Genomic DNA, 20,704 nt, shown 5'->3' with positions numbered 1-20,704 from the left:
CCGCTCAACATCAGCTCGCCAGGGCGCGCATGTATTGCCCCCAGAGCTGGGCCACCAGGGCGCCGGAGGCGGCCTGGGCGGGGCGGTTGTCGTCGTTGCCCATCCAGATGCCTGTGAGGATGCGGCTGGAGGGGGAGTAGCCCACGAACAGCACATCGACGCCGTTGTCGGTGGTGCCGGTCTTGCCGCGGGCATCGGCGACCACGGCGGCAGCGGCGCCGGTGCCCCCGCTCACCACCTGCCGCAGCAGGGCATCCATCTCAGCGGCCACCGCCGGTTCGATCAGCTGCCGCGTCTGCTCGCCCACCGGTGTGGTGACGCCGCTGGGGGGGCAGTCGGCCAGGGACCGCACCGAGCCGCAGATGCCCAGGTCGTAGATGCGTTTCACACCGTGCAGGGGCACCGAGCGACCGCCGTTGGCGACCACGGCATAGGCCCCCGCCAGCTCGTAGAGGTAGGTCTCCTTGCCCCCCAGCACCATCGAGAAGCTCTCCTCCATCGGCGTGCTGATGCCCAGCTGGCGGGCCTTGGCCACCACCTTGTTCAGGCCGGCCTGCTGGGCCAGCCGCAGGGCCACCACGTTCTCGGAGCTGGCGAAGCCCGCCGCCACACTGGTGCTGCCAGCCCCGCCCCGGCAGCCGGCCACGTAGGCCAGGGGGGCGCAGGAGACGGCATCGCCGGGCTTGACGCCGGCCTCCAGGGCCGCCAGGAACGCGAACAGCTTGAAGGTGGATCCAGGCTGGCGCAGGGCCTGCACCCGGTCAAAGCTCGAGCGGCTGTAGTCGCCGCCGCCGACGTAGGCCAGGATCGCCCCGGTGCCGTAGTCGATCGAGATCAGGGCGCCCTGGGTGAGCCCGGCCCGGGCCCCGGGCCCTTCCAGGAACGCCTTCAGCTGCTTCTGGGCGATGGCCTGCAGGCGGGGGTCGATGCTGCTGATCACCGCGTAGTTGCCCCGGGCCTCCGCACTGCTGAGGTCGAGGGCGAAGCGTCGACCCTCCAGCTCGCCGATCACGTAGTCGCTGAAGAAGGGATAGCTGGAGTAGGTGGACGCGCCGCAGGCGGAGGGATCGATGTTCAGCGGTCGGCGGCGGGCGTCGATCAACGCCTGATCGGACAGATAGCCCTCGGCGTGCATCCGCCCCAGCACCAGGTCGCGGCGCTCCCTTCCCCAGGTGGGGTTCTCCCGGTTGCAGGGGCTGTAGCTGTTGGGGCTCGGCAGCAGGCCCACCAGGAACGCCGACTCCGCCACGTCCAGGGCGCTGGCCGACTTGCGGAAGTAGAGTTGGGCTGCCTGCTCGAACCCTTCGGCCCCCAGGCCCAGGTAGGCCCGGTCGAGGTACATCTTCAGAATCCGGTTCTTGCTGAAGCCCGCCTCCAGCTGCCAGGCCACCCACAGCTCCCGCAGCTTGCGGGCCACCGACACATCGGTGCCCACGGCCGGGTAGACCATGCGGGCCACCTGCTGGGCCAGGCCGCTGCCGCCGCCGGTGCCCTGCACCAGGGAGCGCAGCGTGCCGAACAGGTCGATGCCACTGTTCCAGCCGAAGCGGGAGTCCTCCGAGGCGATCAGGGCCTGGCGCAGGTGCAGGGGGTAGTCGGCCAGGGTGGGCAGGGCCGTCGAAGAGCCCTCGGCCGCATCGATCTGGCGGCCATCGGTGGAGAACACCTTCACCGGCCCGCTCACCGACCGGATCGCGGAGCCTCCGGAGACGGTGGTAGCCAGCAGCAGGCCCCCCAGGGCCACGCCCGAGCCGATGAGGGCGCCGATGGCGCCCCAGTGCACCAGCTGCCCCAGGGGACTGCGGGGATGGCGGTACACCAGGGTCGGCGCCTCCCCCTTCAGGGGCGAGCCGAGCTGCAGCCGGTCCCCGTCCCGCAGGTGAATGGCGCGGATGCGGCGATCGCGGTGAAACAGACCGTTGGCGGAGCTGAAATCCTCGCCGACATAGTCCGGATCTCCCGGGCGCTCCTGCTCCACGATCGCGTGCACGCGGCTGACGCCGGTGGCGTCGGCCTGCAGCTCGCAGAGGGGATCCCGGCCGATGCGGTAACGACCGCCCTCCAGGGCCACCTGCCGGCGGCACTGGCCGCCGATCCAGAGTTCCAGCCAGGCGCCATGGCGGTTCAGTTCCCCCAGGGCCGTGGTCACGGCCCGGCGACGGCCGCCATCCGGAGCGGGGCGGCGAAGGGCCTGCCAGAGGCGGAGCCAACCCGTGGCGGGCGTGGGTGCGGAGCCGTGACCAGGCGACGCCTGCTCCGTCGTCCCCCCCATCCCCGGCCCTTCTGCCTTGCTCCCATACGCTACCCGCAGCGATCGGAGCGGCCGGCCAGGTGGAGCAACGCCGGGATCCATGGGCACCCTTCCGCATCTGGACCGCCCTGACCATCGGGGTGTATGCGCTGCGGGCCACCTTTGCCGCCACCTGGGTGGGGGCGATCCCCGGCTGGGTGCTGCTGTTGCTGCTGCTGGTGGCCCTGGCCCTGGCGACCTCGGCCCTGCTGTTCCCCGGGCGGGTGATCCCCTGGCGCGAAGGGGAACCGATGGGCTTGTGGGGCCGGTTCCTGGCCGACCGGCGCCTGGGCCGCCGGCGCAAGGCCGGTGAGGATCCGCGATGAGCCCCCACCCCCGGCTGCTGCTGCGTGACGATCCCGGCCGCAGCGTGCCGCTGGATCCCCGCACGCCCCTTTCGATCGGTCGCGATCCTGCCAGCGACCTCTGCCTGAGCCAGGCCCAGGGCGTCTCCCGCCACCACGCCCTGGTGCGGGTGTCGCGAACACGGGCCGGCCAGTGGCTGCTCTGCGACCTGGGCAGCGCCAACGGCACCTACCTCGAAGGCGCCCGGCTGCGGGACTGCCGGCCCCTCTCGGACGGCGACGAGATCCGGCTGGGCCTGCAGGGGCCGGTGCTGCAGTTCAGCGCCTCCACCAGTGGCCGCCCTGCGGCCCCGTTGGTGGCTCCGCCGGCCGCCGGCCAGCTGGATTTCGCCGGCCAATCCCTGCCCCTCGACCGGATCCGCTCGGCCTACGTGCGCAGCCGCCGGCGCCATCCCCAGGCCTTCAGCTGGTGGCTGCTGCTCTGCCTGGGCGGCCTGTTGCTGCTTCCCTTCCCCTGGCTGTTCTGGCCCCTGCAGCTGGGGGCGCTGGCGGGTTGGATCCTGCTGGGCTCCCGCTGGGAGCACCTGCTGGAGGTGACGCTGCAGGACGGCCTGGCCTACCGCCACCGCTTCGACAGCCTCGAGACGGCCCTGGCCCACCGCAACGGCATCCGCAGGGCCATGGGCCCGGCGGCGGGGCGGCGGCCATGAACTGGATCCTGCCGGAGGGCGCCAGCCTGGGCTTCGAGGGTCTGGCGGCCCCGCTCCAGATCATCCGTGGCCTCGGGGGCGGCACCCAGGGCCAGGTGTACGAGGTGGACCTGCAGGGGGAGCGGCTGGCTCTGAAGTGGTACCTGCCGGCCTGCATCGCCCGTGACGGGGGCCTGGAGCGGCGCCTGGAGGCGAGCATCCGGGCCACCGCCCCGAACGAGGATTTCCTCTGGCCGATCGCCCTGCTGCGGGCCAGCCCCGCCAGCCGCCCCCTGATCCGCCTCCGCCAGGAGAGCTTCGGCTACCTGATGCCCCTGCGCCCGCCTGCCTACGTGGGCGCCTGCGAGCATGCCGCCGGCCGGCTGGCGATCGGCCTGCGCCAGGTGCTGCGGGCCTGCTTCGGCCTCGCCGACGCCTTCCACGCCCTGCACCTGGCGGGGCTCTGTTACAAGGACGTCTCGCTGGGCAACCTCTTCCTGGAGCCCGGCAGCGGCGGCATCCTCATCTGCGACAACGACAACGTGGCGGTGGATGGCGCCGACCATGGCGCGGTGCTGGGCACCCCGGGCTTCATGGCCCCGGAGGTGCTGCTGGGCCAGGCCCGGCCCGGCGCCGACAGCGACCTCTTCTCCCTGGCGGTGCTGCTGTTCCGGCTGCTCACCCGCCACGATCCGCTCAAGGGCCAGATGGAGCTGGCGATCCGCTGCCTTGACGAGCCAGCCCGCCGCCGCCTCTGCGGTGAGGATCCGGTGTTCATCTTCGATCCGCTGGACGACCGCAACCGGCCCGACCCGATCGAGCATGCGGCCGCCCTGATCACCTGGCCCATCTACCCCCGCCCCCTCCAGGCCCTGTTCGAGCAGACCTTCTGCCGCGGCATGAAGCAGCCCTCCCGGCGGGCCCTCACCGGCCAGTGGAAGCAGGAGCTGGCCCGCACCCTCGACCGCCGTGCCCTCTGCCCCGCCTGCGGCCAGGAAAACTTCCAGGCCAGCGGCGCCCCGGCGCTGTGCTGGAGCTGCGGCGCCCCCCTGCCGGAGCCGATCACGCTGCTGCTGGCCCGTGGGGCCGTGCTGGCGGCGCCCGACAACGAGCTCCACCCCCACCACTTCGATGCCCTGGCCGGGGAGGATCTGCGCCGGCCGCTGGCCCGGGTGGTGGCCCATCCCCAGGACCACAGGCGGCTGGGGCTGCGCAACCTCTCATCGGCCGCCTGGAGCGCCGAGACCCACGACGGCCGCGTCCAGCCGGTGCAGCCTGGCGAGAGCTGTAGCCTCGCCGCACTCGCCCGGATCCAGTCCCCGTCGGGTCCGATCGCCGTGCAGCGCCCCACCCGGCCATCCCCCGCCGCCTGATCCATGCCGTTTCCCGACGTCAAGCTGGCCAACCGGCCGCTCCACTTCCTCTACCTCTGCGACTGCTCCGGCTCGATGGCGGCGTCGGGCAAGATGCAGGCCCTCAACCAGGCCATCCGCCAGTCGCTGCCAGGGATGGCGGCGGTGGCCCGGGACAACCCGGAGGCGCGGGTGCTGGTGCGGGCCGTCCGCTTCGCCGACCATGCCGCCTGGCACATCGAGACCCCCACGCCGGTGGACCAGCTGGAATGGCGCGATCTGCAGGCCGGCGGCATCACGGCCATGGGGGAGGCCCTGAAGCTGGTGGCGGCGGCCCTGCAGACCCCGCCGATGGAGGTGCGCGCCCTGCCGCCGGTGCTGGTGCTGATCTCCGATGGCCAGCCCACCGATGATTTCGCCGCCGGCCTCGAGGCCCTGCTGCGGGTGCCCTGGGCCCAGAAGGCAGTGCGCCTGGCCATCGCCCTCGGCCACGACGCCGATCTTGAGGTGCTGCAGCGGTTCATCGGCAGCGAGCCGGCCACGGCGGGCCGCTCGCCCCGCCGCCCCCTGCAGGCCAGCAACGCCACCTCCCTGGCCCAGTACATCCAGTGGGCCTCCACGGCGGTGGTGGGGGCCGCCTCGATGCCGGCGAGCCGGGTGAGCGAGACACCCCTGGAGCCCGCGGCAGGCAACATTCCCCTGCCCGATCTGCCCCCCACCGTGCTGGATCCCACCGACGACGTCGGTCCCCTGGTGTGGTGAACCGCTGGGCGGCGCCGATCGCTGCCAGCCGGGCCGGGGCCGCCCACCTCAGGGCTGGCCGCCCCTGCCAGGACGCCGTTCTCTACCGCGAGCTGCGCGACACCGATGGCCAGCCCGTGATGCTGATGGCGGTGGCCGATGGCCACGGCGGGCGCCGCTACCGGCGCAGCGAGGTGGGCAGCCGCCTGGCCTGCGAGACGGCCCTGGCCGTGGCGAGTGCGGCCCTGGCCTCGGCGCCCCCGGAGGACGGGGAGGGGGCCTGGAGCCGCTGGCTGGCCCACGACCTGCCCGAGGCGGTTCAGGGCCGCTGGCTGGAGGCCGTGCAGGCCCATTGGCAGAGCGATCCCGGCGAGGGCGGTTTCGAGCCCCTGCTCTATGGCAGCACCCTGGGCCTGGTGGTGATGACGGCCCGCTGGTGGGGCCATACGGGTCTCGGCGACTGGGACCTGGTGCGGGTGGAGGCGGACGGCCGTGCCCGTTTGCTGGAGGAGGAGAACGAACCCACGGTCCTCGGTGAGGCCACCTGCAGCCTCTGCCAGCCCCAGGCGGCGTCCCTGTTCGCCCGCCGGGCGGCCCTGTATCCCCTGGCGCTCGAGGAGGGCGACTTCGCCCTGGTGCTCTGCACCGACGGCATCCGCAAGTCCTGCGCCACCGACGGCGACTTCCTCACCCTGGCGGCCTGGCTGGCCCGCAGCGGCGGCGAGGGGGTCGGCCTCCTGCCGGAGGCGCTGGATCGGATCAGCCGCGAGGGCAGTGGCGACGACGTGACCGTGGCGATCGGGCGCGCTGGAGCGCTTGGGGAAGCGCAGGCGACGCAAACCACGGCCCTGGCGCCCTCCCCGCCGCCGGCCGCCCAGGCCTCTCCCCCCCGGCGCCAGCGCCCGGCGATCGGCCGGGCGCTGGCCATCGGCCTGGCCCTTGCCGCCGCCGGCGCGGGCTTGCTGGCCCTGGTCTGGCCCCGAACCCAGCCCCAGCCGCAGGCGGCGCCCACCTCCCCCGGGCTGCGGGCCGCCCTGGCCGAGGTGGAGCGCCTCTGCGGTCAGCCGGTCACCATTCCCCTGGAGTTGCGCCGCCGCCGCGATCTGTTCGTCGCCCTGCGCCAGGGCCGGCAGGATCCAGGCCAACTGAAAGCCGCAGCCGCCACCGATCCCCTGGCCGCCCTGATCGCGGCGGATCTTCCCGCAGACCAACGGTCCAACGCCCCAGCCCCTGCGTCCAAACCTGCTGCGGCTCAAGCCCGCCGCCCCCTTCAGGCCCTCGGCGCCTGCCCGGCCCTGCGCGAGGCCCTCAGCCGCCAATGGGCCCTCACCCCGGCCGCCACCACCCCCTGACACCCATGGCCCTGCGTCTGCTGCTCGATTGCGCCGATCCCCTGGAGTGGGAGCGCTGGCTGCCCAGTGGCCTGTTCCAGGGCGTCACCACCAACCCGACCCTGCTGCGGCGGGCCGGTCAGCCCTGCAACCTCGACCACCTGGGCCAGCTGGCTCAGCGGGCTGCGGCCCTGGGCTGCCGGGAGCTGCATCTGCAGACCTGGGGCGCCGATGGGGAGCAGCAGCTGGCCACCGGCCGCGCCCTGGCGGCCCTTGATCCCCAGCGGGTGTTCGTCAAGGTGCCGATCACCCGGGGAGGGGCCGAGGTGGCGCGCCAGCTGATCGCCGAAGGGGTGCCCGTCACGTTCACCGCCTGCTACGAGGTGGCCCAGGTGCTGGTGGCGGCCGCCCTCGGCGCCGATGGCATCGCCGCCTACCTGGGGCGCATCGGCGATCTCGGCCGCGACGGCCACGAAGAACTGATCGCCATGCAGCGGGCCCTCGAAGGGGTCGGCTCCAGCACCCGCCTGCTGGTGGCCAGTCTGAGGCAGCCGGGGGATCTGGCCCGGCTGGCGGCCGCCGGCCTGGCCCACCACACGATCAGTCCAGCCATTGCCGAGGCGCTGTTCGCCAGCCCGGACACCGCCGCGGCCGCCGGGCAGTTCGAACGGGACGCAGCGGGGCCCTGAGGCCGGGGGGCGTGGGGATCAGGCGGTCCCGCAGAAGGTGACGTCGGGGAACTTGAGCTTGGCCTCATCGAGGGATTTGCCGCGCCCTTCCTCCTGCCAGTAGTTGATCACCTCGGTGGCCTTGTTGAGGATCTCGACCCGCTCGTTGTCGGTGATCCAGCTCTTGGCCTCGAGCTCTCCCTTGAGGGTTTCCCAGGCGTCTTCCCGGGGCCAGAAGAAGTAGGCGGTGAGCGGGCTGGGGCCGCCGCCGACGATCTGATCCACCGCCAGGGCGACGTTGTCGGGCAGCCAGAGGATCTTCACCAGGAAGCGGCCCTCATCGGCCTTGGGGGTGTAGCCGGAAGGCACCCCGTCCTCGTCGATGGTGGCGGTGGCCAGGGCGGCACTGCCGCCGCGCAGCACCGGACGACCCTCGGTGGTGTCGGCGGCGATGGCCGCGGGGACGGCGCTGACTGCAGCGACCTCGGCACTCTCAGGGGCTGTCACGGTTTCGGCGCTCAAGGAGAACTAGCAAACGATTAATTTACCAGCCGATTCGCAGCAACCCCCCTGGCCGCCCCCGCCGCCCCCCGCGCCGTCCTGCTCTTCGATATCGACGGCGTGATCAGGGATGTGGGCGGCAGCTACCGGCGCGCCATCGTCGAAACCGTGCGGCAGTTCAGCGGTTGGGCTCCGGAGCCCGCCGCCATCGATGCCCTCAAGGGCGAAGGCCGTTGGAACAACGACTGGCAGGCCTCGATGGAGCTGTTGCGCCGCCGCGGCATGGCCCCCCTGCCCGCCTGGGAGGAGCTGGTGGCGGTGTTCAGCGGCCACTACTTCGGTGGCGATCCTGACGGGGATCCCGGCCTCTGGCGCGGCTTCATCGGCAGCGAGCCCCTGCTGGTGGATGGGCCGTTCTTTGCCGCCCTCAGCGACCGGGGCATCGCCTGGGGCTTCGTCAGCGGCGCCGAGCCCCCCTCGGCCCGCTTCGTGCTGGAGCAGCGGCTGGGCCTGGTGGCGCCGCCCCTGATCGCCATGGGCCAGGCCCCCGACAAGCCCGACCCCACCGGCCTGCTGGCCCTGGCGGCCACCCTGGCGGGGGTGCCCCTGGGCGCCGGTGCCCCGCCCGTGGCCTACCTCGGTGACACGGTGGCCGATGTGGAGACGGTGCGCCGGGCCCGCGAACGGCTGCCCGGCCAGCGGTTTGAGGCCCTGGCGGTGGCCCCCCCCCACCTGCACGGGCCCGGACGGCAGGCCGACCGCCTGCGGTATGAAGCGCAGCTGCACCAGGCAGGTGCCGACCGGGTGCTGGGCTCCACCCGCCAGGTGCTGGAGTTGTTCAGCGCTCCATCGCCACCGGCGCCTTGAGGGCGGCGGCCGTGAGCACCTCATGGCCGTGGTCGACCACCGCCACGTCGTCCTCGATGCGGATGCCGATGCCCTTCCAGCGCTCCGCGATGGCGGGCTGGCCCTCGGGCACCGCCAGCCGGTCACTCACGTAGAGGCCGGGCTCCACCGTGAGCACCATGCCCGGCTCCAGGGCCACATGGTGTTCGCCCAGCCGGTAGGCCCCCACGTCGTGGACATCGAGGCCGAGCCAGTGGCCGGTGCGGTGCATGTACAGGTGGCGGTAGGCCCCCTGCTCGATGAGCCCATCCACCGCGCCGTTCAGCAGGCCCAGCTCCACCAGCCCCTCCACCAGCACCCGCACGGCGGTGTCGTGCACCCCCTCCGCGGTCTGGCCGGGGGCCACCACCGCCACCGCTGCCTCCTGGGCGGCCAGCACCAGCTCGTAGAGGGCCCGTTGCTCGCCGCTGAAGCGCCCGTTGACGGGGAAGGTGCGGGTGATGTCGCCGTTGTAGTAGTCGTCGAGGCTGCAGCCGGCATCGATCAGCAGCAGGTCGCCGTCCCGCAGCACATCGGCATTGGCGGTGTAGTGGAGGACGCAGGCGTTGTCGCCACCGGCCACGATCGATCCATAGGCAGGCCCGCGCGCTCCCTGCTCAAGAAAGTGCTGCTCGATCACGGCCTGCACCTGCCGTTCGCTGAGGCCGGGCCGCACCACCCGCCGGGCCAGTTCGTGGGCCTCGGCGGAGATGCGGGCGGCCTCCCGCAACCGGGCCAGCTCCTCGGGTTCCTTGCGCAGCCGCAACTCGTGCAGCAGCGGGCAGGGGGCCACCAGACCCAGGGCGGCCTTGCCGCTGCGCGGGGCCCGATCCAGCTGGCGCGCCCAGGCGGTGAGCACCAGGGGCTCCACCTGGGGATGGCGGCCCACCCGGAAGGCGATCCCTTCGGCGCCGTCGAGGTACTCCGGCAGCCGTTCGGCCAGTTCGCTGCGGGGGTGGGCCAGGTCGGCGCCGAAGCTGGTGACGGCCCCCTCGCAACCCCAGCGGAAGCCATTCCACACCTCGGCACCGGGATCCTTCGCCTCGACGAACAGCACGAAGGGGTTGTCGGGTCGGTGGGGCAGGAACAGCGCCACGGCACCGGGCTCATCGAAGCCGGTGAGGTACCAGAAGTCGCTGTTCTGGCGAAAACCGTGCTCCACATCGGCGTGGTGGGTCACCAACGCCGCCCCCGGGATCACCGCGGCCACGCCACCCAGCTGCTGCAGAAACCGCTGGCGACGGCGGGCCAGCAGGGCGGCGTCGATCGGGGAGGTCGGCGGCATCGCGGTGAAGGGATGTACAGCGAGAAGATGGCACAGCCGATTAAATACACGTGATCCCCCCGAACCTGCACGTGCCGATCCTGTCTGTTTCGATCAGCCGCGGATGAACGATCTCCTGCTCCTGGTGCTGGCGGTGGTCGGGATGCTGATGGGGTCCTTTCTGTGTTCGGGGGTGGAGGCGGCCCTGCTCACCGTCAATCCGGTGAAGGTGCATGAACTGGCGAGCCGCCCCAGGCCGGTGCCGGGGGCCCGGCGGCTGGAGGCCCTGCGTCAGCGCCTCGGCCGCACCCTGGCAGTGCTGGTGATCGCCAACAACATCTTCAACATCTTCGGCAGCCTGATGGTGGGCGGCTTCGCCAGCGTCGTCTTTGCCCGCTACGGCGTCAGCGGCCCGGTCTTGCCCCTGTTCTCGGTGGCCCTCACCGTGCTGGTGATCCTGCTGGGGGAGATCCTGCCCAAGGCGATCGGCAGCAAGCTGGCCCTGCCTGTGGCCCTCGCCACGGCCCCAGCCCTTGGCGTGTTCACAGGGCTGATGCTGCCGCTGGTTCTGCTGCTGGAGCGGATCCTGCCGGCGATCACGGCTGAGAACGAGATCAGCACCGACGAGGAGGAAATCCGGCTGCTGGCGCGGCTGGGTTCCCAGAAGGGCCAGATCGAGGCCGATGAAGCCGCCATGATCGCCAAGGTGTTCCAGCTCAACGACCTCACCGCCCGGGACCTGATGCTGCCCCGGGTGTCGGCCCCCACCCTGGCGGGCCGCCAGAGCCTCGATGCGCAGCGCTCCACCCTGTTGCGGCATGCCACTGCCTGGTGGGTGGTGCTGGGGGAGGAGGTGGATGAGGTGCTGGGGGTGGCCAGCCGCGAGCAGCTGCTCACCGCCCTGGTGGAGGGCAGGGGGGGCAGCCAGGCCGCCGATCTCTGCGAGCCGGTGGAGTTCGTGCCGGAGATGATCCGGGCCGACCGGCTGCTCACCAGCTTCCGCCGCAACGGCTCCAGGGTGAGGGTGGTGGTGGATGAGTTCGGCGGTTTCGTGGGGGTGATCGGGCCCGAGGCCGTGCTGGCCGTGCTGGCGGGCTGGTGGCGCCGGCCCTCCGCCACCGTGGAGGCCACGCCGTGACGACGGCGGCACCGGCACCGGCGTTCGACGCCCCCCCCGCCGCCGAGCGCTGCCGCCAGCTGCTGGCCCGCTGGCGATCGGGGCTGGTGCTCAGCGGCCGGGAGCAGGCGGCCCTGGCGCCGGAACTGGCCAGCCTCGACCGCCAGCTGGACCGTCTGCGGCGCCGGCGGCCACGGGTGGCGGTGTTCGGCCGGGTGGGGGTGGGCAAGTCGAGCCTGCTGAATGCCCTGCTCGGGGAGGAGCACTTCGCCACCGACGTGGCCCACGGTTGTACCCGCCGCCAGCAGCAGCAGACCTGGGGCCAGCCCCTGGCCGGCCTGGAGGGGGTCGACCTGGTGGACACCCCCGGCATCGATGAGATCGCCGCCGCCGCCCGCTCCCGCCTGGCGGCCCGGGTGGCGGTGGGCGCCGACCTGGTGCTGCTGGTGATCGACAGCGACCTCACCGTGATGGACGCCGAGGCCCTCGACGACCTGCTGGCCTCCGGCAAGCCCCTGCTGCTGGTGCTCAATCGCAGCGACTGCTGGCCGGAGGCCGAGCGCGACGCCCTGCTGGCCAGCATCGGCCGGCGCCTGCCGGCGGGGGCCCGCAACCTTCGCCCCCTGGCCGTGGCGGCCGCCCCCCGCGAGGCCCGTCTGCGGGCCGACGGCCGGGTGCGCAGCGAGCCGGTCCCTCCCCGGGTGGAGCCCCTGCGCCGTGAACTCACCGGCCTGCTCGAGCGCCATGGTGAGCTGCTGCTGGCCCTCAATGCCCTGCGGGCCGCCGACCGCTTCAGCCAGGCCCTGCACCGCTGCCGGCTGCGCCACGGTCGCCGCCAGGCCCAGGGCCTGATCGGCCGCTTCGCGGCCCTCAAGGCCACGGGGGTGGCGGCCAACCCCCTGCTGCTGCTCGATCTGGCCGGCGGCCTGGCCTGCGACAGCGCCCTGGTGGTCCAGCTCTGCCAGCTCTACGGCCTGCCCATGACCCGCGGCGGCGCCCGCGCCCTGCTTACCCGTCTCAGTGGCCACAACGCCCTGCTGGGAGGCGCCCAGCTGGGCCTGCAGCTCCTGTTGAGTGGCCTGCGCCAGCTGCTGCTGCTGGCGGCGCCCCTGAGCGGCGGACTGAGCCTGGCGCCGGCGGCCCCGGTGGCCCTGGCCCAGGCGGCGCTGGCGGTCCACACCACCCGGCGCACGGGCCGGCTGGCGGCCGCCGAGCTGCTGCGCGCCGCCACCGCCGCCGGCCAGCCGGGGGCCCTGCTGCAGAGGCTGGTGCGGCAGGATCCGGAAACCCGCCGCTGGCTGAGCGAATGGCAGCAGCAGGGGGCGGAGGGGACCGCCGGCGGCGGTCTCCACCCGTGACCCGTCTCGCCCTGTTCGGCACCAGCGCCGATCCCCCCACCCGCGGCCACCGGGCCCTGCTGGAGGGGTTGCTGGGCCTGTTCCCTGCGGTGGTCACCTGGGCCAGCGACAACCCCCTCAAGCAGCACGGCGCCCCCCTGGAGGTGCGCACCGCCCTGCTGGCCGCCCTGGTGGCCGCCATCGACGACCCGCGGCTCAGCCTGGAGCAGGACCTCAGCAGCCCCTGGGCGGTGGAGACCCTGGAGCGGGCCCGGGCCCGCTGGCCTGACCGGGAACTGGTCTTCGTGGTGGGCAGCGACCTGGCCGGCCAGATTCCCCGCTGGAAGCGGGCCGACGCGCTGCTGCGGAGCTGCCGGCTCGGCATCGCTCAGCGCCAGGGCTGGCCGCTGGAGGCGGACGATCTGGAGCGGTTGCGCACAATGGGGGCGACGCTCGACCTGCTGCCCCTGGCGATTCCGCCCAGCGCCAGCTCCCGGATCCGGGAGCGGCCCGATCCGGCCCAGGTACCGTCCGAACTCTGGCCCGTGCTGCTGCAGCACAATCTTTACGGCCTCTCCGAGCCCTGATGCGCCTCGCCCTGGCCCAGCTCAATCCCCTGGTGGGCGACCTGGAGGGCAACGGCCGCAGGATCCTGGCGGCCGCCGAGCGGGCCCGCGCCGGCGAGGCCGACCTGGTGCTCACCCCCGAGCTCTCGCTGTGGGGCTACCCGCCCCGGGACCTGCTGCTGCGCCCAGCCCTGATCCAGCGCCAGGAGCGGGTACTTGCGTCCTTGGCGGCAGCCTGCCCAGGCGATCTGGCGGTGCTGGTGGGGGTGGCCGAGCCGGCGGCTGGCCGGCGCCAGCCCGGCCTGTACAACGCCCTGGCCCTGGTGGAGCAGGGAGGCTGGCGTCTTGTCTGCCGCAAGCGCCTCCTGCCCAGCTACGACGTCTTCGATGAGCGTCGCTACTTCCTGCCCGGCGACGCCCCGTCCGTGCTGGAGCTGGAGGCCGGCGGCCGTTCCTGGCGGCTGGGCCTGACCATCTGCGAGGACCTGTGGGTGGAGGAGAACCTCCACAGCCGCTGGCCGGATGCGGTGGACCCGATCGTCGAACTGGTGCCGAGCCGGATCGACCTGTTGCTCAACCTCTCGGCCTCCCCCTTCGGCCGCGGCAAGGGGGAGGTGCGCCAGGCCCTGGCGGCCCGGGCGGCGGCCCGGCTCGGGGCGCCGGTGGTCTACCTCAACCAGGTGGGCGGCAACGATGAGCTGGTCTTCGACGGCGCCAGCTTCGTGGTGGATCGATCGGGGCGGCCCTTGCTGCGGCTGGCCTGTGCCGCCGAGGACCTGGGCTTCTGGGACGCCGCCCCCGCCAGGGAGGACGTCGCCCCGGCCACCGCCGCCACGACACCCGCCGCGGCGCCGCCGGACCCCTGGGAGCAACTGCTGCGGGTGTTGGTGCTGGGGGTGCGCGACTACGCCGCCAAATGCGGCTTCCAGCGGGCCCTGCTGGGGCTGAGCGGCGGCATCGATTCGGCCCTGGTGGCGGTGATCGCCGCCGCGGCCCTCGGTCCCGACCGGGTGGAGGGGCTGCGGATGCCTTCCCCGTTCAGCTCGGCCGGCTCCCTCGACGATGCCGACGGCCTGGCCCGGCGGCTCGGCCTGCGCACCGCCACCCTGCCGATCGCGCCCCTGATGGAGGCCTTCGCCGCCGCCCTCACCCCCGAGCTGGGGGGGGCACCGCGGGGGGTCACCGAGGAGAACCTGCAATCGCGGATCCGGGGCACGCTGCTGATGGCGGTGGCCAACCAGAAGGGGGGCCTGCTGCTCTCCACCGGCAACAAGTCGGAGCTGGCGGTGGGCTACTGCACCCTCTACGGGGACATGAACGGTGGCCTGGCGGTGATCGGCGACCTCTACAAGACCACCATCTCCGGCCTCTGTGACTGGCTGGATGGGGCGGCCTCCGGCCCCTGCCGCGCCGCCCTTGGCCTGCCGCCTGACGGGGAGTTGATCGGCGCGGCGATCCGCACCAAGCCCCCCAGCGCCGAGCTTCGCCCCGACCAGCGCGACAGCGATTCCCTGCCCGACTACGGGGTGCTTGACCCCCTGCTGAAGGCCTGCATCGAGGAGATGCGCACGCCGGAGGAGCTGGTGGCCCAGGGGGCCGACCGGGAGCTGGTGGACCGGGTGGCCGGCTTGCTGCGGCGGGCCGAGTTCAAGCGGCGCCAGGCGGCACCGGTGCTCAAGGTGAGCGACCGGGCCTTCGGCAGTGGCTGGCGGATGCCCATCGCCTCGGCCTAGGGTTTGGCCACGATCGCCTTCGGGCGGCAATTCTTCCTGCGCCATGCCAGCTTCCGGCCCGGCACCCCTGGCCTCCCCGATGGCGAGCATCGGTGTGCCCACGGAAATCAAGCGTGACGAGCAGCGGGTGGCCCTCACCCCCGACGGCGTCCATGAGCTCGTGTCCCAGGGCATGGAGGTGCGGGTCCAGGAGGGGGCCGGGCTGGGGGCCGGCATCAGCGACGACGACTACCGCGCCTCGGGCGCGCGCATCGTCAGCTGTGAGGAGGCCTGGGCCGCCCATCTGGTGGTGAAGGTGAAGGAGCCCCAGCCCCAGGAATTCGCCTTCCTGCGCAGCGATCTGGTGCTGTTCACCTACCTGCACCTGGCGGCCTACCCCGAGGTGGGCCGGGCCCTGCTGGAGGCCGGCACTACGGCGGTGGCCTATGAGACGGTGCAGCTCGAGGACGGCAGCCTGCCGCTGCTGGCCCCGATGAGCGAGGTGGCCGGCCGGCTGGCGGCCCAGGTGGGGGCCCACCTGCTCGAGAAACCCCACGGGGGGCGTGGCGTGTTGATCGGGGGCTGCACCGGCGTGCGGCCGGCCCGGGTGGTGGTGCTGGGGGCCGGCACGGTGGGCTGGAACGCGGCCCGCATCGCCGCGGCGATGGATGCGGAGGTGTTCCTGCTGGATCGCTCGCCGCACCGCCTGCGGGGGCTGGAAGCCGCCCGGCGCGGCCGGATGACGGGCCTGGTGAGCAGCCGCAGCCTGATCGAGCGGCTGGTGCCGGGGGCCGACCTGCTGATCGGCGCCGTTCTCCTGCCGGGCGGCCGGGCCCCCACCCTGGTGGGGGAGGAACTGGTGCAACGCATGCGGCCAGGCTCAGTGATCGTGGATGTGGCCATCGACCAGGGGGGCTGCATCGCCACCAGCCGCGAGACCACCCACACCGATCCGGTGGTCACCATCCATGGGGTGCAGCACTACGCCGTGGGCAACATGCCCGGCGCCGTGCCCTTCACTTCCACCGAAGCCCTGGTGAGTGTCACGCTCCCCTACATCCTGGTGATGGCGGGACGGGGCCTGCTGGAGGCTGTCACCGACCGGCCCGAACTGCTCTCCGGCCTGAACACCGTCGATGGGGCGGTCTGCCATCCCGGGGTGGCCAAGGCTCTTGGGGTGGCACCCCGCCATCCGATGGCCTGCCTGCGCTGAGCCGGCGGCAGGGCCTTCAGGCGGTGTTCAAGGGGGTGGCGCGGAAGATCACCGAGGCGGGCTGTCCACTGGCCGGCTCCATGGGCTCGAGCAGCTCCTGGACGATCAGACCATGGCGTTGGAACAGACCCAGCCACGAGGCCAGGGTGCGGAAGGTCCAGGGGGCCGGATCGCGGAAGGCTGGCGAGAAGCCGGCCCAGGAGCCCTGTCGCCAACCCTCCCGGTAGGGCTGATCGGCGCAGGCCAGAACGGGATGGAGGGTCTGCACCAGCACGCTGCCCCCGGGGGCAGCGTGCCGTGGCAGCACTGCGAACAGCTCCTCGAGGGAGCGATCCCCGAGCAGGGAGACATTGGCCACCACCCCATCGAAGTGCTGCATCAGGCCGCCGGCGGCGATCTCCTGTTAGGAGAGGGTCTGGAAGCGGGCTCCGGGCGGGGCAGCGTCGGCGGCGATGGCGGTGAGCTCGGCCACCGCGTCGATGCCGAGCACCTCGATGCCGTTCAGGGCGCAGTGATGGGCCAGCCAACCTTCGCCGCAGCCCAGATCCAGCAGGGTGCGGGGGGGCCAGCGGGCGATCGCTTCAAGGATCGCTTTGTTGGTGACCCTTTCACGGCTGAAGATCTCGCCGCGGCGCACGGCGAGGGTCCAGGTCGCCGTGTTGCCGATCCAGGAGGTCAGGATCTGCTCCTCCGGTCCCGACAGGGATGGATCCTGAACGGACTCCTCGTCGTCGGCGGCGTCAAGGGGAAGGAGCCTGGAGATGGCCTGGCCGTGGGGATCAGCCCTCTGTCTCAGAGCCCTGGCTCCGCCAGCAGCCCGGTGAGGTCCTCGCTGCCGAACACCTGGCGGTAGGCGGCCGTGCTGGTGCAGAGGATCACGGGCACCGCCACCAGCAGCCCCACGAAGCAGGCCAGCAGGCCCAGCAGGGCGATCGCGAATTCCACCAGGGCCAGCAACAGCACCGAGCCCCACTGGGGATCGAGCAGGGTGCGCCCCCGGTTGATCGATTCGATCGGTCCGAGTCCCTCCAGCAGGGCGATCTGGGCCATGAACTTCTGGTTCACCGCCAGGTAGATCAGCACGGCGAACGCCACCAGAAAGGGCAGCACGGCCAGGACCTGGTTGAGCTGGGCAGCGGCCACCCCCACCAGGGCCGCCACCACCAGGACCGCGCCGAACAGGATCCCCAGCACCAGTCCGTTGCGGAACAGCCGCCAGCTGGCCTGGCCATCCCAGCGGAGGAAGGTGGCAAGGCTTGGCTTCCCCCCCGCCAGGGCGCTCCAGGCGCCCCGGACCAGTCCGGTGGTGCTCCACAGGCTCACCAGCACGCTGAGGATCGAGCCCAGCACGATCCGGCCCAGCTGAAGTGTGGTGATGGCGTCGGCGGCTTCGGGGTCGACCTGGCCCTGGATCAGGGAGCAGAGGCTGCTCAGCACCCCCGCCAGCAGGGTGAAACCGATGAACACCCAGGGGGCCCGGCCGAAGGCCTGCCACCCCTCCTTCACCGCTTCGATCACCTTCAGGGAGGATCCACCGGAGGGATCCTGCATCAGAGACACGGCCATCGCTCGGGAAGACGGTTTGCCGGGAGACTAGGCAGAAGGTGCCGGCGGGCACCCCATCGGGTAGGAAGAGTTGCAAGGGGCGGTCGCCTTTCGATCAGACCGTGTGAAGAAACGTCAGCCCGGCCTGGGTGCGGAAGCCGGCCCGCCAGTCGGTGGCCCCCAGCTTCGCCATTTGCAGGCCGCCGGAGGTGACGCACCCCACCCATCGACTGGGCGATCAGGGCGCAGGGGCGATCCAGCGGCTCCAGCACCAGGGCCAGCAGGTCGTTGAAGCCCGAGACTCCTGACTCGGGCGGGGTGTCGCCGAAACCCGGCCAGCCCAGATGCAGCCGCTCGGCGCGGCAGGCCAGCCGCTGCTCCAGGGGGCGCCAGAAGGACGTATCGCCCGAGGCGCCAGGGAGGAACAGCCGCCGCTCGGGCCGGCCGCTCACGGCCAATCCGCCCCCACGCCCACCAGGGCCGCACTCGCCTCCCAGAGCTGCCGGGCCAGCTCAGGGTCCTGCCCTTCGGTGCTGGTGGCGCTGGCCTCGAACAGGTGCCGGCCCGGGGCCGTGACACGGTTGCGGTGGTAGGTGAAGCCGCTGGCGGCGTAGGCGTCATCGACGGCCAGGGCGGCCAGCAGGGCCCCGGCGTTCTCGACGCTTTCGGTGAGGCGCAGCAGCGAGCGGGCCGCCAGGGCGAACAGCCGCTGCCCCAGCTCATTCGACTGGCGGCTGTAGCGCCAGAAGCCGCCTGTGCTGGTGGGCGGGATCACCAGCCCCGGGCTCCAGGCGATCACCGGATAGGGCGTGCCCCCTGCCTCCAGCCGCCGGGCGAACTCGCGGGCGAACAGCACGTTGCAGAGCTTGCTGTCCTTGTAGGCCTTGTCGGCATTGAACTTGTCCGTGCCGTTCACCATCGTGGTGCCCTGGCCAGGCACCAGGCCAGCCAGTTCTCCGAGCCCCGCCGGGGCGCCCACCTTTCCCCCCGCGGTGGTGGGGTCGTGGACCTCGCTGGCGGTGACCACCAGCCGTGGCGATGGTCCGGCCGTCAGCAGGGGCCCCAGCTGGTGGGTCAGCAGGACATGGCCCAGATGGTTCACCCCGAAGCTGAGCTCATGGCCCTGGGCGGTGCGCCGCGGCTCGCTGGCACCGGCGTACTGCAGGCCGGCATTGAGCACCAGCGTGTCGATGGGGGTCCCCCGGGCGAGCAGGGCGGTGGTACAGGCCCGCACGCTCTCCAGATCCGCCAGGTCGCAGACCGCGGTGGCGGGGGGTGTGCTGGCGCCGGCCCGCTCCAGCACCCGGCCTCCGGCCGCCTCGGCGGTGGCCCGGTCCCGGCAGAGCAGGGTGAGGCGGTGGCCGGCCCGGCAGAGGACCACGGCCGCTTCGAAGCCGATGCCGGAATTGCCGCCGGTCAGCAGGATGTGGCGCGTTGCGGCCAAGGGGCGGACTCCTGCGGGCGGCGAATCGGGTGCCGAGCCGGCCCAGGCTACGGACGCCGGATCCCGGGCCGCCGGCTCCGGCCCTGCCAGAGGCCCCCCTGCGCCCTGCCTGCCTCGACGCTCGATCCTGGCGCTGGCGACGGCCGCGGGTCTGGCGGCGGCCATCGGCGGCGGCGTGGCGTTCCGGGAGCACACCCGCAACGGGCTCACGGTCACCAACAGGAGCGGGCTCACGATCACGTCCCTGGAGGTGTCCTTGCCCTGGCAGACGCTGCGTTTCGAGCCGATCGCGGATGGGGCGTCGCTCAGCCGCTCCTTCCGCATCGTGTCCGATGCCCATGTCGCGATCGAGGGCGAGCTGGCCGAAGGCACCCGCCTGCGGGCGGCCGAGGGCTACGTCACCAACGGCCAGTACGGGGAAGAGGTGCGGATCGAGGTGGGTCCGGGAGGTGGGATCCAGCTCCGCCAGCAGCGACGCGGCCGGTGACGGCAGGGTCGTGACCGGCAGTCCGGCCGACGGGCGTGGAACCGATCAGAACAGCTTGAAAAGGTTGAAGCCCCCACCCTTCTGGGCCGGCGCCTCCTTGCTTTCGCCGGAGCCCGGATCGAGGCCCTCCATGCCTTCCCCCAGCAGACGGGTGGCGGTGGAGCGCCGCTCCAGGCTGAGCCGCCAGGCGGGGCTGCCCTGGGGGCTGCTCAGCAGCAGCGTGTCGCCGTAGGCGGTGAAGGTCACCACCGCTGCCCCCATCGCCGCCATGGCCTGGGCGCTCACCGCGCAGGTGGTGCGCTCCGGAGCCAGCAGCACCCCGCGCTGCACCAGTCGGGCCGCCTCGGGGGCCCGCAGCTCATCCGGCACGGCGCTGTCGACCATGGGCAGCTCGCTGGAGCTCCACATCACGATGTCGCCCTCCTGGCGACCCATGCCGGTGGCGGTTGCCTGGTAGCCGAGGGCGGTGGGGATGGTCGGCCAGCTCAGTCGCTGGGCGCCGCCAGCCTGGGTGCTTGTCAGCTTCACCGGCGCCAGGAAATCGTGGCCGCTGCCCACCTGGAAGCGGATCTCCGGGGCGTAGTTGCTGGCCACCACATGATTCCCCACCAGGGAGGCCTGCGGCGGCACCACCGGCGCCTCCTCGCCCGACGGCCAGAGGCCCGAGGTGCCCGCGGGGCCGGTGGCCGCCGCCAGCTGCTTCAGGCCCGACAGCACCTGGGGCCGCTGCTCCGTGGTCAGCCCCTTCAGGGTGATGATCTCGGGCTGGCCGGCGCCGGCGCTCTCGGCACAGCCGCGGAAGATCAGCAGCCGGCCCTTCGCCTCGGGGATGTCCTCCTCCTTCCACTTCTGGCCGGTCTGCCCAGGGCTGTCGGCGCCGCTCTTCAGCGGCAGGGCCGTCCCCATCGCCAGGGCGGCAGGGATGCGGTGCTCGGCCGAGGGGTTGGCGGTGGTCTGCGGGGACTGCAGCCGCAGCTCCAGCTGGCGGCTGGTGGCGCCCATCGCCGGCCGTCCCCCCAGCATCATCTGCAGCATGCCGGCGCCGCCCATCGCCCCCATCCCCGCCGTGGTGGTGGCCTCGATCGTGTAGGTGGCGACCGGCGCCGCCGGCCTGGCCCCCGGTTCGGCCGCCGCCGCGAGGGCCGGCAGGGCCTGGCCGGTGCCGAGCAGAAGAACAAGGGGTGCGGCCGCCTGCCAGGACACCCGCGGACCAGCGCCCATGACGTCCATGCCGTTGGAGGGATGCCCAATCTATGG

Annotated in this window: 21 protein-coding genes; 13 read left to right on the top strand and 8 right to left on the bottom strand. The window is 72.7% G+C overall.

Annotated features, from left to right (window positions below):
- Nucleotides 1-10: 10 nt before the first annotated feature.
- Nucleotides 11-2,272, bottom strand: coding sequence for a transglycosylase domain-containing protein (locus KBZ12_RS07590; RefSeq protein WP_254957308.1), 2,262 nt, complete (start codon nucleotides 2,270-2,272; stop codon nucleotides 11-13).
- Nucleotides 2,273-2,331: 59 nt separating this feature from the next.
- Here KBZ12_RS07590 and KBZ12_RS07585 point away from each other — a divergent pair, with 59 nt between their 5' ends.
- Genes KBZ12_RS07585 through KBZ12_RS07560 form a run of 6 tightly spaced genes read left to right on the top strand, consistent with a single transcriptional unit; the run spans nucleotide 2,332 to nucleotide 7,397 of the window.
- The gene (locus KBZ12_RS07585) at nucleotides 2,332-2,616 is read left to right on the top strand and encodes a hypothetical protein (protein WP_254957307.1); all 285 of its coding nucleotides are present in this window, start codon (nucleotides 2,332-2,334) and stop codon (nucleotides 2,614-2,616) included.
- Nucleotides 2,613-3,305 (top strand): FHA domain-containing protein, encoded by a 693-nt coding sequence (locus KBZ12_RS07580; protein ID WP_254957306.1) that lies wholly within the window; start codon nucleotides 2,613-2,615, stop codon nucleotides 3,303-3,305. The genes KBZ12_RS07585 and KBZ12_RS07580 overlap by 4 nt, the downstream gene beginning before the upstream one ends.
- Nucleotides 3,302-4,657 carry a protein kinase domain-containing protein gene (locus KBZ12_RS07575; RefSeq protein ID WP_254957305.1) on the top strand — a complete coding sequence of 452 codons (1,356 nt, stop codon included), beginning with the start codon at nucleotides 3,302-3,304 and terminating at the stop codon, nucleotides 4,655-4,657. Before KBZ12_RS07580 ends, KBZ12_RS07575 begins: the two co-directional genes overlap by 4 nt.
- A 3-nt stretch (nucleotides 4,658-4,660) precedes the next feature.
- Nucleotides 4,661-5,398, top strand: coding sequence for a VWA domain-containing protein (locus KBZ12_RS07570; RefSeq protein WP_254957304.1), 738 nt, complete (start codon nucleotides 4,661-4,663; stop codon nucleotides 5,396-5,398).
- Entirely contained in the window at nucleotides 5,392-6,729 is a 1,338-nt protein-coding gene (locus tag KBZ12_RS07565) for a protein phosphatase 2C domain-containing protein (protein ID WP_254957303.1), read from the top strand. Before KBZ12_RS07570 ends, KBZ12_RS07565 begins: the two co-directional genes overlap by 7 nt.
- 5 nt (nucleotides 6,730-6,734) lie before the next feature.
- Complete coding sequence (locus tag KBZ12_RS07560) at nucleotides 6,735-7,397, top strand: transaldolase family protein (protein WP_254957302.1); 663 nt, start codon at nucleotides 6,735-6,737, stop codon at nucleotides 7,395-7,397.
- Nucleotides 7,398-7,415: 18 nt separating this feature from the next.
- Here the strand turns inward: KBZ12_RS07560 and KBZ12_RS07555 are convergent, their stop codons facing one another.
- Nucleotides 7,416-7,898, bottom strand: a complete 483-nt coding sequence (locus tag KBZ12_RS07555; protein ID WP_216906229.1) for a 30S ribosomal protein PSRP-3 — start codon at nucleotides 7,896-7,898, stop codon at nucleotides 7,416-7,418.
- Between the two features lie 48 nt (nucleotides 7,899-7,946).
- On the opposite strand from KBZ12_RS07555, the gene KBZ12_RS07550 reads away from it, so the two are divergent.
- The gene (locus KBZ12_RS07550; protein ID WP_254957347.1) at nucleotides 7,947-8,744 is read left to right on the top strand and encodes a TIGR01548 family HAD-type hydrolase; all 798 of its coding nucleotides are present in this window, start codon (nucleotides 7,947-7,949) and stop codon (nucleotides 8,742-8,744) included.
- Here the strand turns inward: KBZ12_RS07550 and KBZ12_RS07545 are convergent.
- A complete protein-coding gene (locus KBZ12_RS07545) occupies nucleotides 8,716-10,047 on the bottom strand; it encodes an aminopeptidase P N-terminal domain-containing protein (RefSeq protein ID WP_254957301.1) in 1,332 nt (443 codons plus the stop codon). The genes KBZ12_RS07550 and KBZ12_RS07545 overlap by 29 nt on opposite strands.
- Nucleotides 10,048-10,150: 103 nt before the next feature.
- On the opposite strand from KBZ12_RS07545, the gene KBZ12_RS07540 reads away from it, so the two are divergent.
- The 5 genes from KBZ12_RS07540 to ald all read left to right on the top strand — a co-directional run bounded on the left by KBZ12_RS07540 (nucleotide 10,151) and on the right by ald (nucleotide 15,971).
- Entirely contained in the window at nucleotides 10,151-11,164 is a 1,014-nt protein-coding gene (locus KBZ12_RS07540; RefSeq protein ID WP_254957300.1) for a CNNM domain-containing protein, read from the top strand.
- A complete protein-coding gene (locus tag KBZ12_RS07535; protein WP_254957299.1) occupies nucleotides 11,161-12,501 on the top strand; it encodes a DUF697 domain-containing protein in 1,341 nt (446 codons plus the stop codon). The genes KBZ12_RS07540 and KBZ12_RS07535 overlap by 4 nt, the downstream gene beginning before the upstream one ends.
- Nucleotides 12,450-13,067, top strand: a complete 618-nt coding sequence (locus KBZ12_RS07530) for a nicotinate-nucleotide adenylyltransferase (protein ID WP_254957298.1) — start codon at nucleotides 12,450-12,452, stop codon at nucleotides 13,065-13,067. Before KBZ12_RS07535 ends, KBZ12_RS07530 begins: the two co-directional genes overlap by 52 nt.
- Nucleotides 13,067-14,779, top strand: a complete 1,713-nt coding sequence (locus tag KBZ12_RS07525) for an NAD+ synthase (protein WP_254957297.1) — start codon at nucleotides 13,067-13,069, stop codon at nucleotides 14,777-14,779. Before KBZ12_RS07530 ends, KBZ12_RS07525 begins: the two co-directional genes overlap by 1 nt.
- A gap of 79 nt (nucleotides 14,780-14,858) precedes the next feature.
- Nucleotides 14,859-15,971, top strand: a complete 1,113-nt coding sequence (gene ald / locus KBZ12_RS07520; protein WP_254957296.1) for an alanine dehydrogenase — start codon at nucleotides 14,859-14,861, stop codon at nucleotides 15,969-15,971.
- 16 nt (nucleotides 15,972-15,987) lie between these two features.
- On the opposite strand, the gene KBZ12_RS07515 is transcribed toward ald, so the two are convergent.
- The 4 genes from KBZ12_RS07515 to KBZ12_RS07500 all read right to left on the bottom strand — a co-directional run bounded on the left by KBZ12_RS07515 (nucleotide 15,988) and on the right by KBZ12_RS07500 (nucleotide 18,960).
- Entirely contained in the window at nucleotides 15,988-16,350 is a 363-nt protein-coding gene (locus tag KBZ12_RS07515; protein WP_254957295.1) for a hypothetical protein, read from the bottom strand.
- A 24-nt stretch (nucleotides 16,351-16,374) separates the two neighbouring features.
- Nucleotides 16,375-16,608 (bottom strand): bifunctional 2-polyprenyl-6-hydroxyphenol methylase/3-demethylubiquinol 3-O-methyltransferase UbiG, encoded by a 234-nt coding sequence (locus KBZ12_RS07510; RefSeq protein ID WP_254957294.1) that lies wholly within the window; start codon nucleotides 16,606-16,608, stop codon nucleotides 16,375-16,377.
- A 155-nt stretch (nucleotides 16,609-16,763) separates the two neighbouring features.
- Nucleotides 16,764-17,537, bottom strand: coding sequence for a hypothetical protein (locus KBZ12_RS07505; RefSeq protein WP_254957293.1), 774 nt, complete (start codon nucleotides 17,535-17,537; stop codon nucleotides 16,764-16,766).
- A 427-nt stretch (nucleotides 17,538-17,964) separates the two neighbouring features.
- Complete coding sequence (locus KBZ12_RS07500) at nucleotides 17,965-18,960, bottom strand: SDR family NAD(P)-dependent oxidoreductase (RefSeq protein WP_254957292.1); 996 nt, start codon at nucleotides 18,958-18,960, stop codon at nucleotides 17,965-17,967.
- On the opposite strand from KBZ12_RS07500, the gene KBZ12_RS07495 reads away from it, so the two are divergent.
- Complete coding sequence (locus tag KBZ12_RS07495; RefSeq protein WP_254957291.1) at nucleotides 18,941-19,447, top strand: hypothetical protein; 507 nt, start codon at nucleotides 18,941-18,943, stop codon at nucleotides 19,445-19,447. The genes KBZ12_RS07500 and KBZ12_RS07495 overlap by 20 nt on opposite strands.
- Before the next feature lie 45 nt (nucleotides 19,448-19,492).
- On the opposite strand, the gene KBZ12_RS07490 is transcribed toward KBZ12_RS07495, so the two are convergent.
- Nucleotides 19,493-20,668: a hypothetical protein gene (locus KBZ12_RS07490; protein WP_254957290.1), complete on the bottom strand. Its 1,176-nt coding sequence runs from the start codon at nucleotides 20,666-20,668 to the stop codon at nucleotides 19,493-19,495.
- Between the last annotated feature and the right edge of the window lie 36 nt (nucleotides 20,669-20,704).

The organism is Cyanobium sp. Cruz CV13-4-11 (assembly GCF_024346055.1).
Classification (GTDB): domain Bacteria; phylum Cyanobacteriota; class Cyanobacteriia; order PCC-6307; family Cyanobiaceae; genus Cyanobium.
Note: the sequence above shows the minus strand (reverse complement) of the source record. Positions and strands in the feature narration are given on the sequence as shown.

Coding starts and splice junctions, on each gene's coding strand:
- KBZ12_RS07590 (WP_254957308.1), bottom strand. CDS start 2,272: ATGGGGGGGACGACGGAGCAGGCGTCGCCTGGTCACGGCTCCGCACCC.
- KBZ12_RS07580 (WP_254957306.1), top strand. CDS start 2,613: ATGAGCCCCCACCCCCGGCTGCTGCTGCGTGACGATCCCGGCCGCAGC.
- KBZ12_RS07575 (WP_254957305.1), top strand. CDS start 3,302: ATGAACTGGATCCTGCCGGAGGGCGCCAGCCTGGGCTTCGAGGGTCTG.
- KBZ12_RS07570 (WP_254957304.1), top strand. CDS start 4,661: ATGCCGTTTCCCGACGTCAAGCTGGCCAACCGGCCGCTCCACTTCCTC.
- KBZ12_RS07560 (WP_254957302.1), top strand. CDS start 6,735: ATGGCCCTGCGTCTGCTGCTCGATTGCGCCGATCCCCTGGAGTGGGAG.
- KBZ12_RS07545 (WP_254957301.1), bottom strand. CDS start 10,047: ATGCCGCCGACCTCCCCGATCGACGCCGCCCTGCTGGCCCGCCGTCGC.
- KBZ12_RS07540 (WP_254957300.1), top strand. CDS start 10,151: ATGAACGATCTCCTGCTCCTGGTGCTGGCGGTGGTCGGGATGCTGATG.
- KBZ12_RS07530 (WP_254957298.1), top strand. CDS start 12,450: ATGGCAGCAGCAGGGGGCGGAGGGGACCGCCGGCGGCGGTCTCCACCC.
- KBZ12_RS07525 (WP_254957297.1), top strand. CDS start 13,067: ATGCGCCTCGCCCTGGCCCAGCTCAATCCCCTGGTGGGCGACCTGGAG.
- ald (WP_254957296.1), top strand. CDS start 14,859: ATGGCGAGCATCGGTGTGCCCACGGAAATCAAGCGTGACGAGCAGCGG.
- KBZ12_RS07515 (WP_254957295.1), bottom strand. CDS start 16,350: ATGCAGCACTTCGATGGGGTGGTGGCCAATGTCTCCCTGCTCGGGGAT.
- KBZ12_RS07505 (WP_254957293.1), bottom strand. CDS start 17,537: ATGGCCGTGTCTCTGATGCAGGATCCCTCCGGTGGATCCTCCCTGAAG.
- KBZ12_RS07495 (WP_254957291.1), top strand. CDS start 18,941: ATGTGGCGCGTTGCGGCCAAGGGGCGGACTCCTGCGGGCGGCGAATCG.
- KBZ12_RS07490 (WP_254957290.1), bottom strand. CDS start 20,668: ATGGGCGCTGGTCCGCGGGTGTCCTGGCAGGCGGCCGCACCCCTTGTT.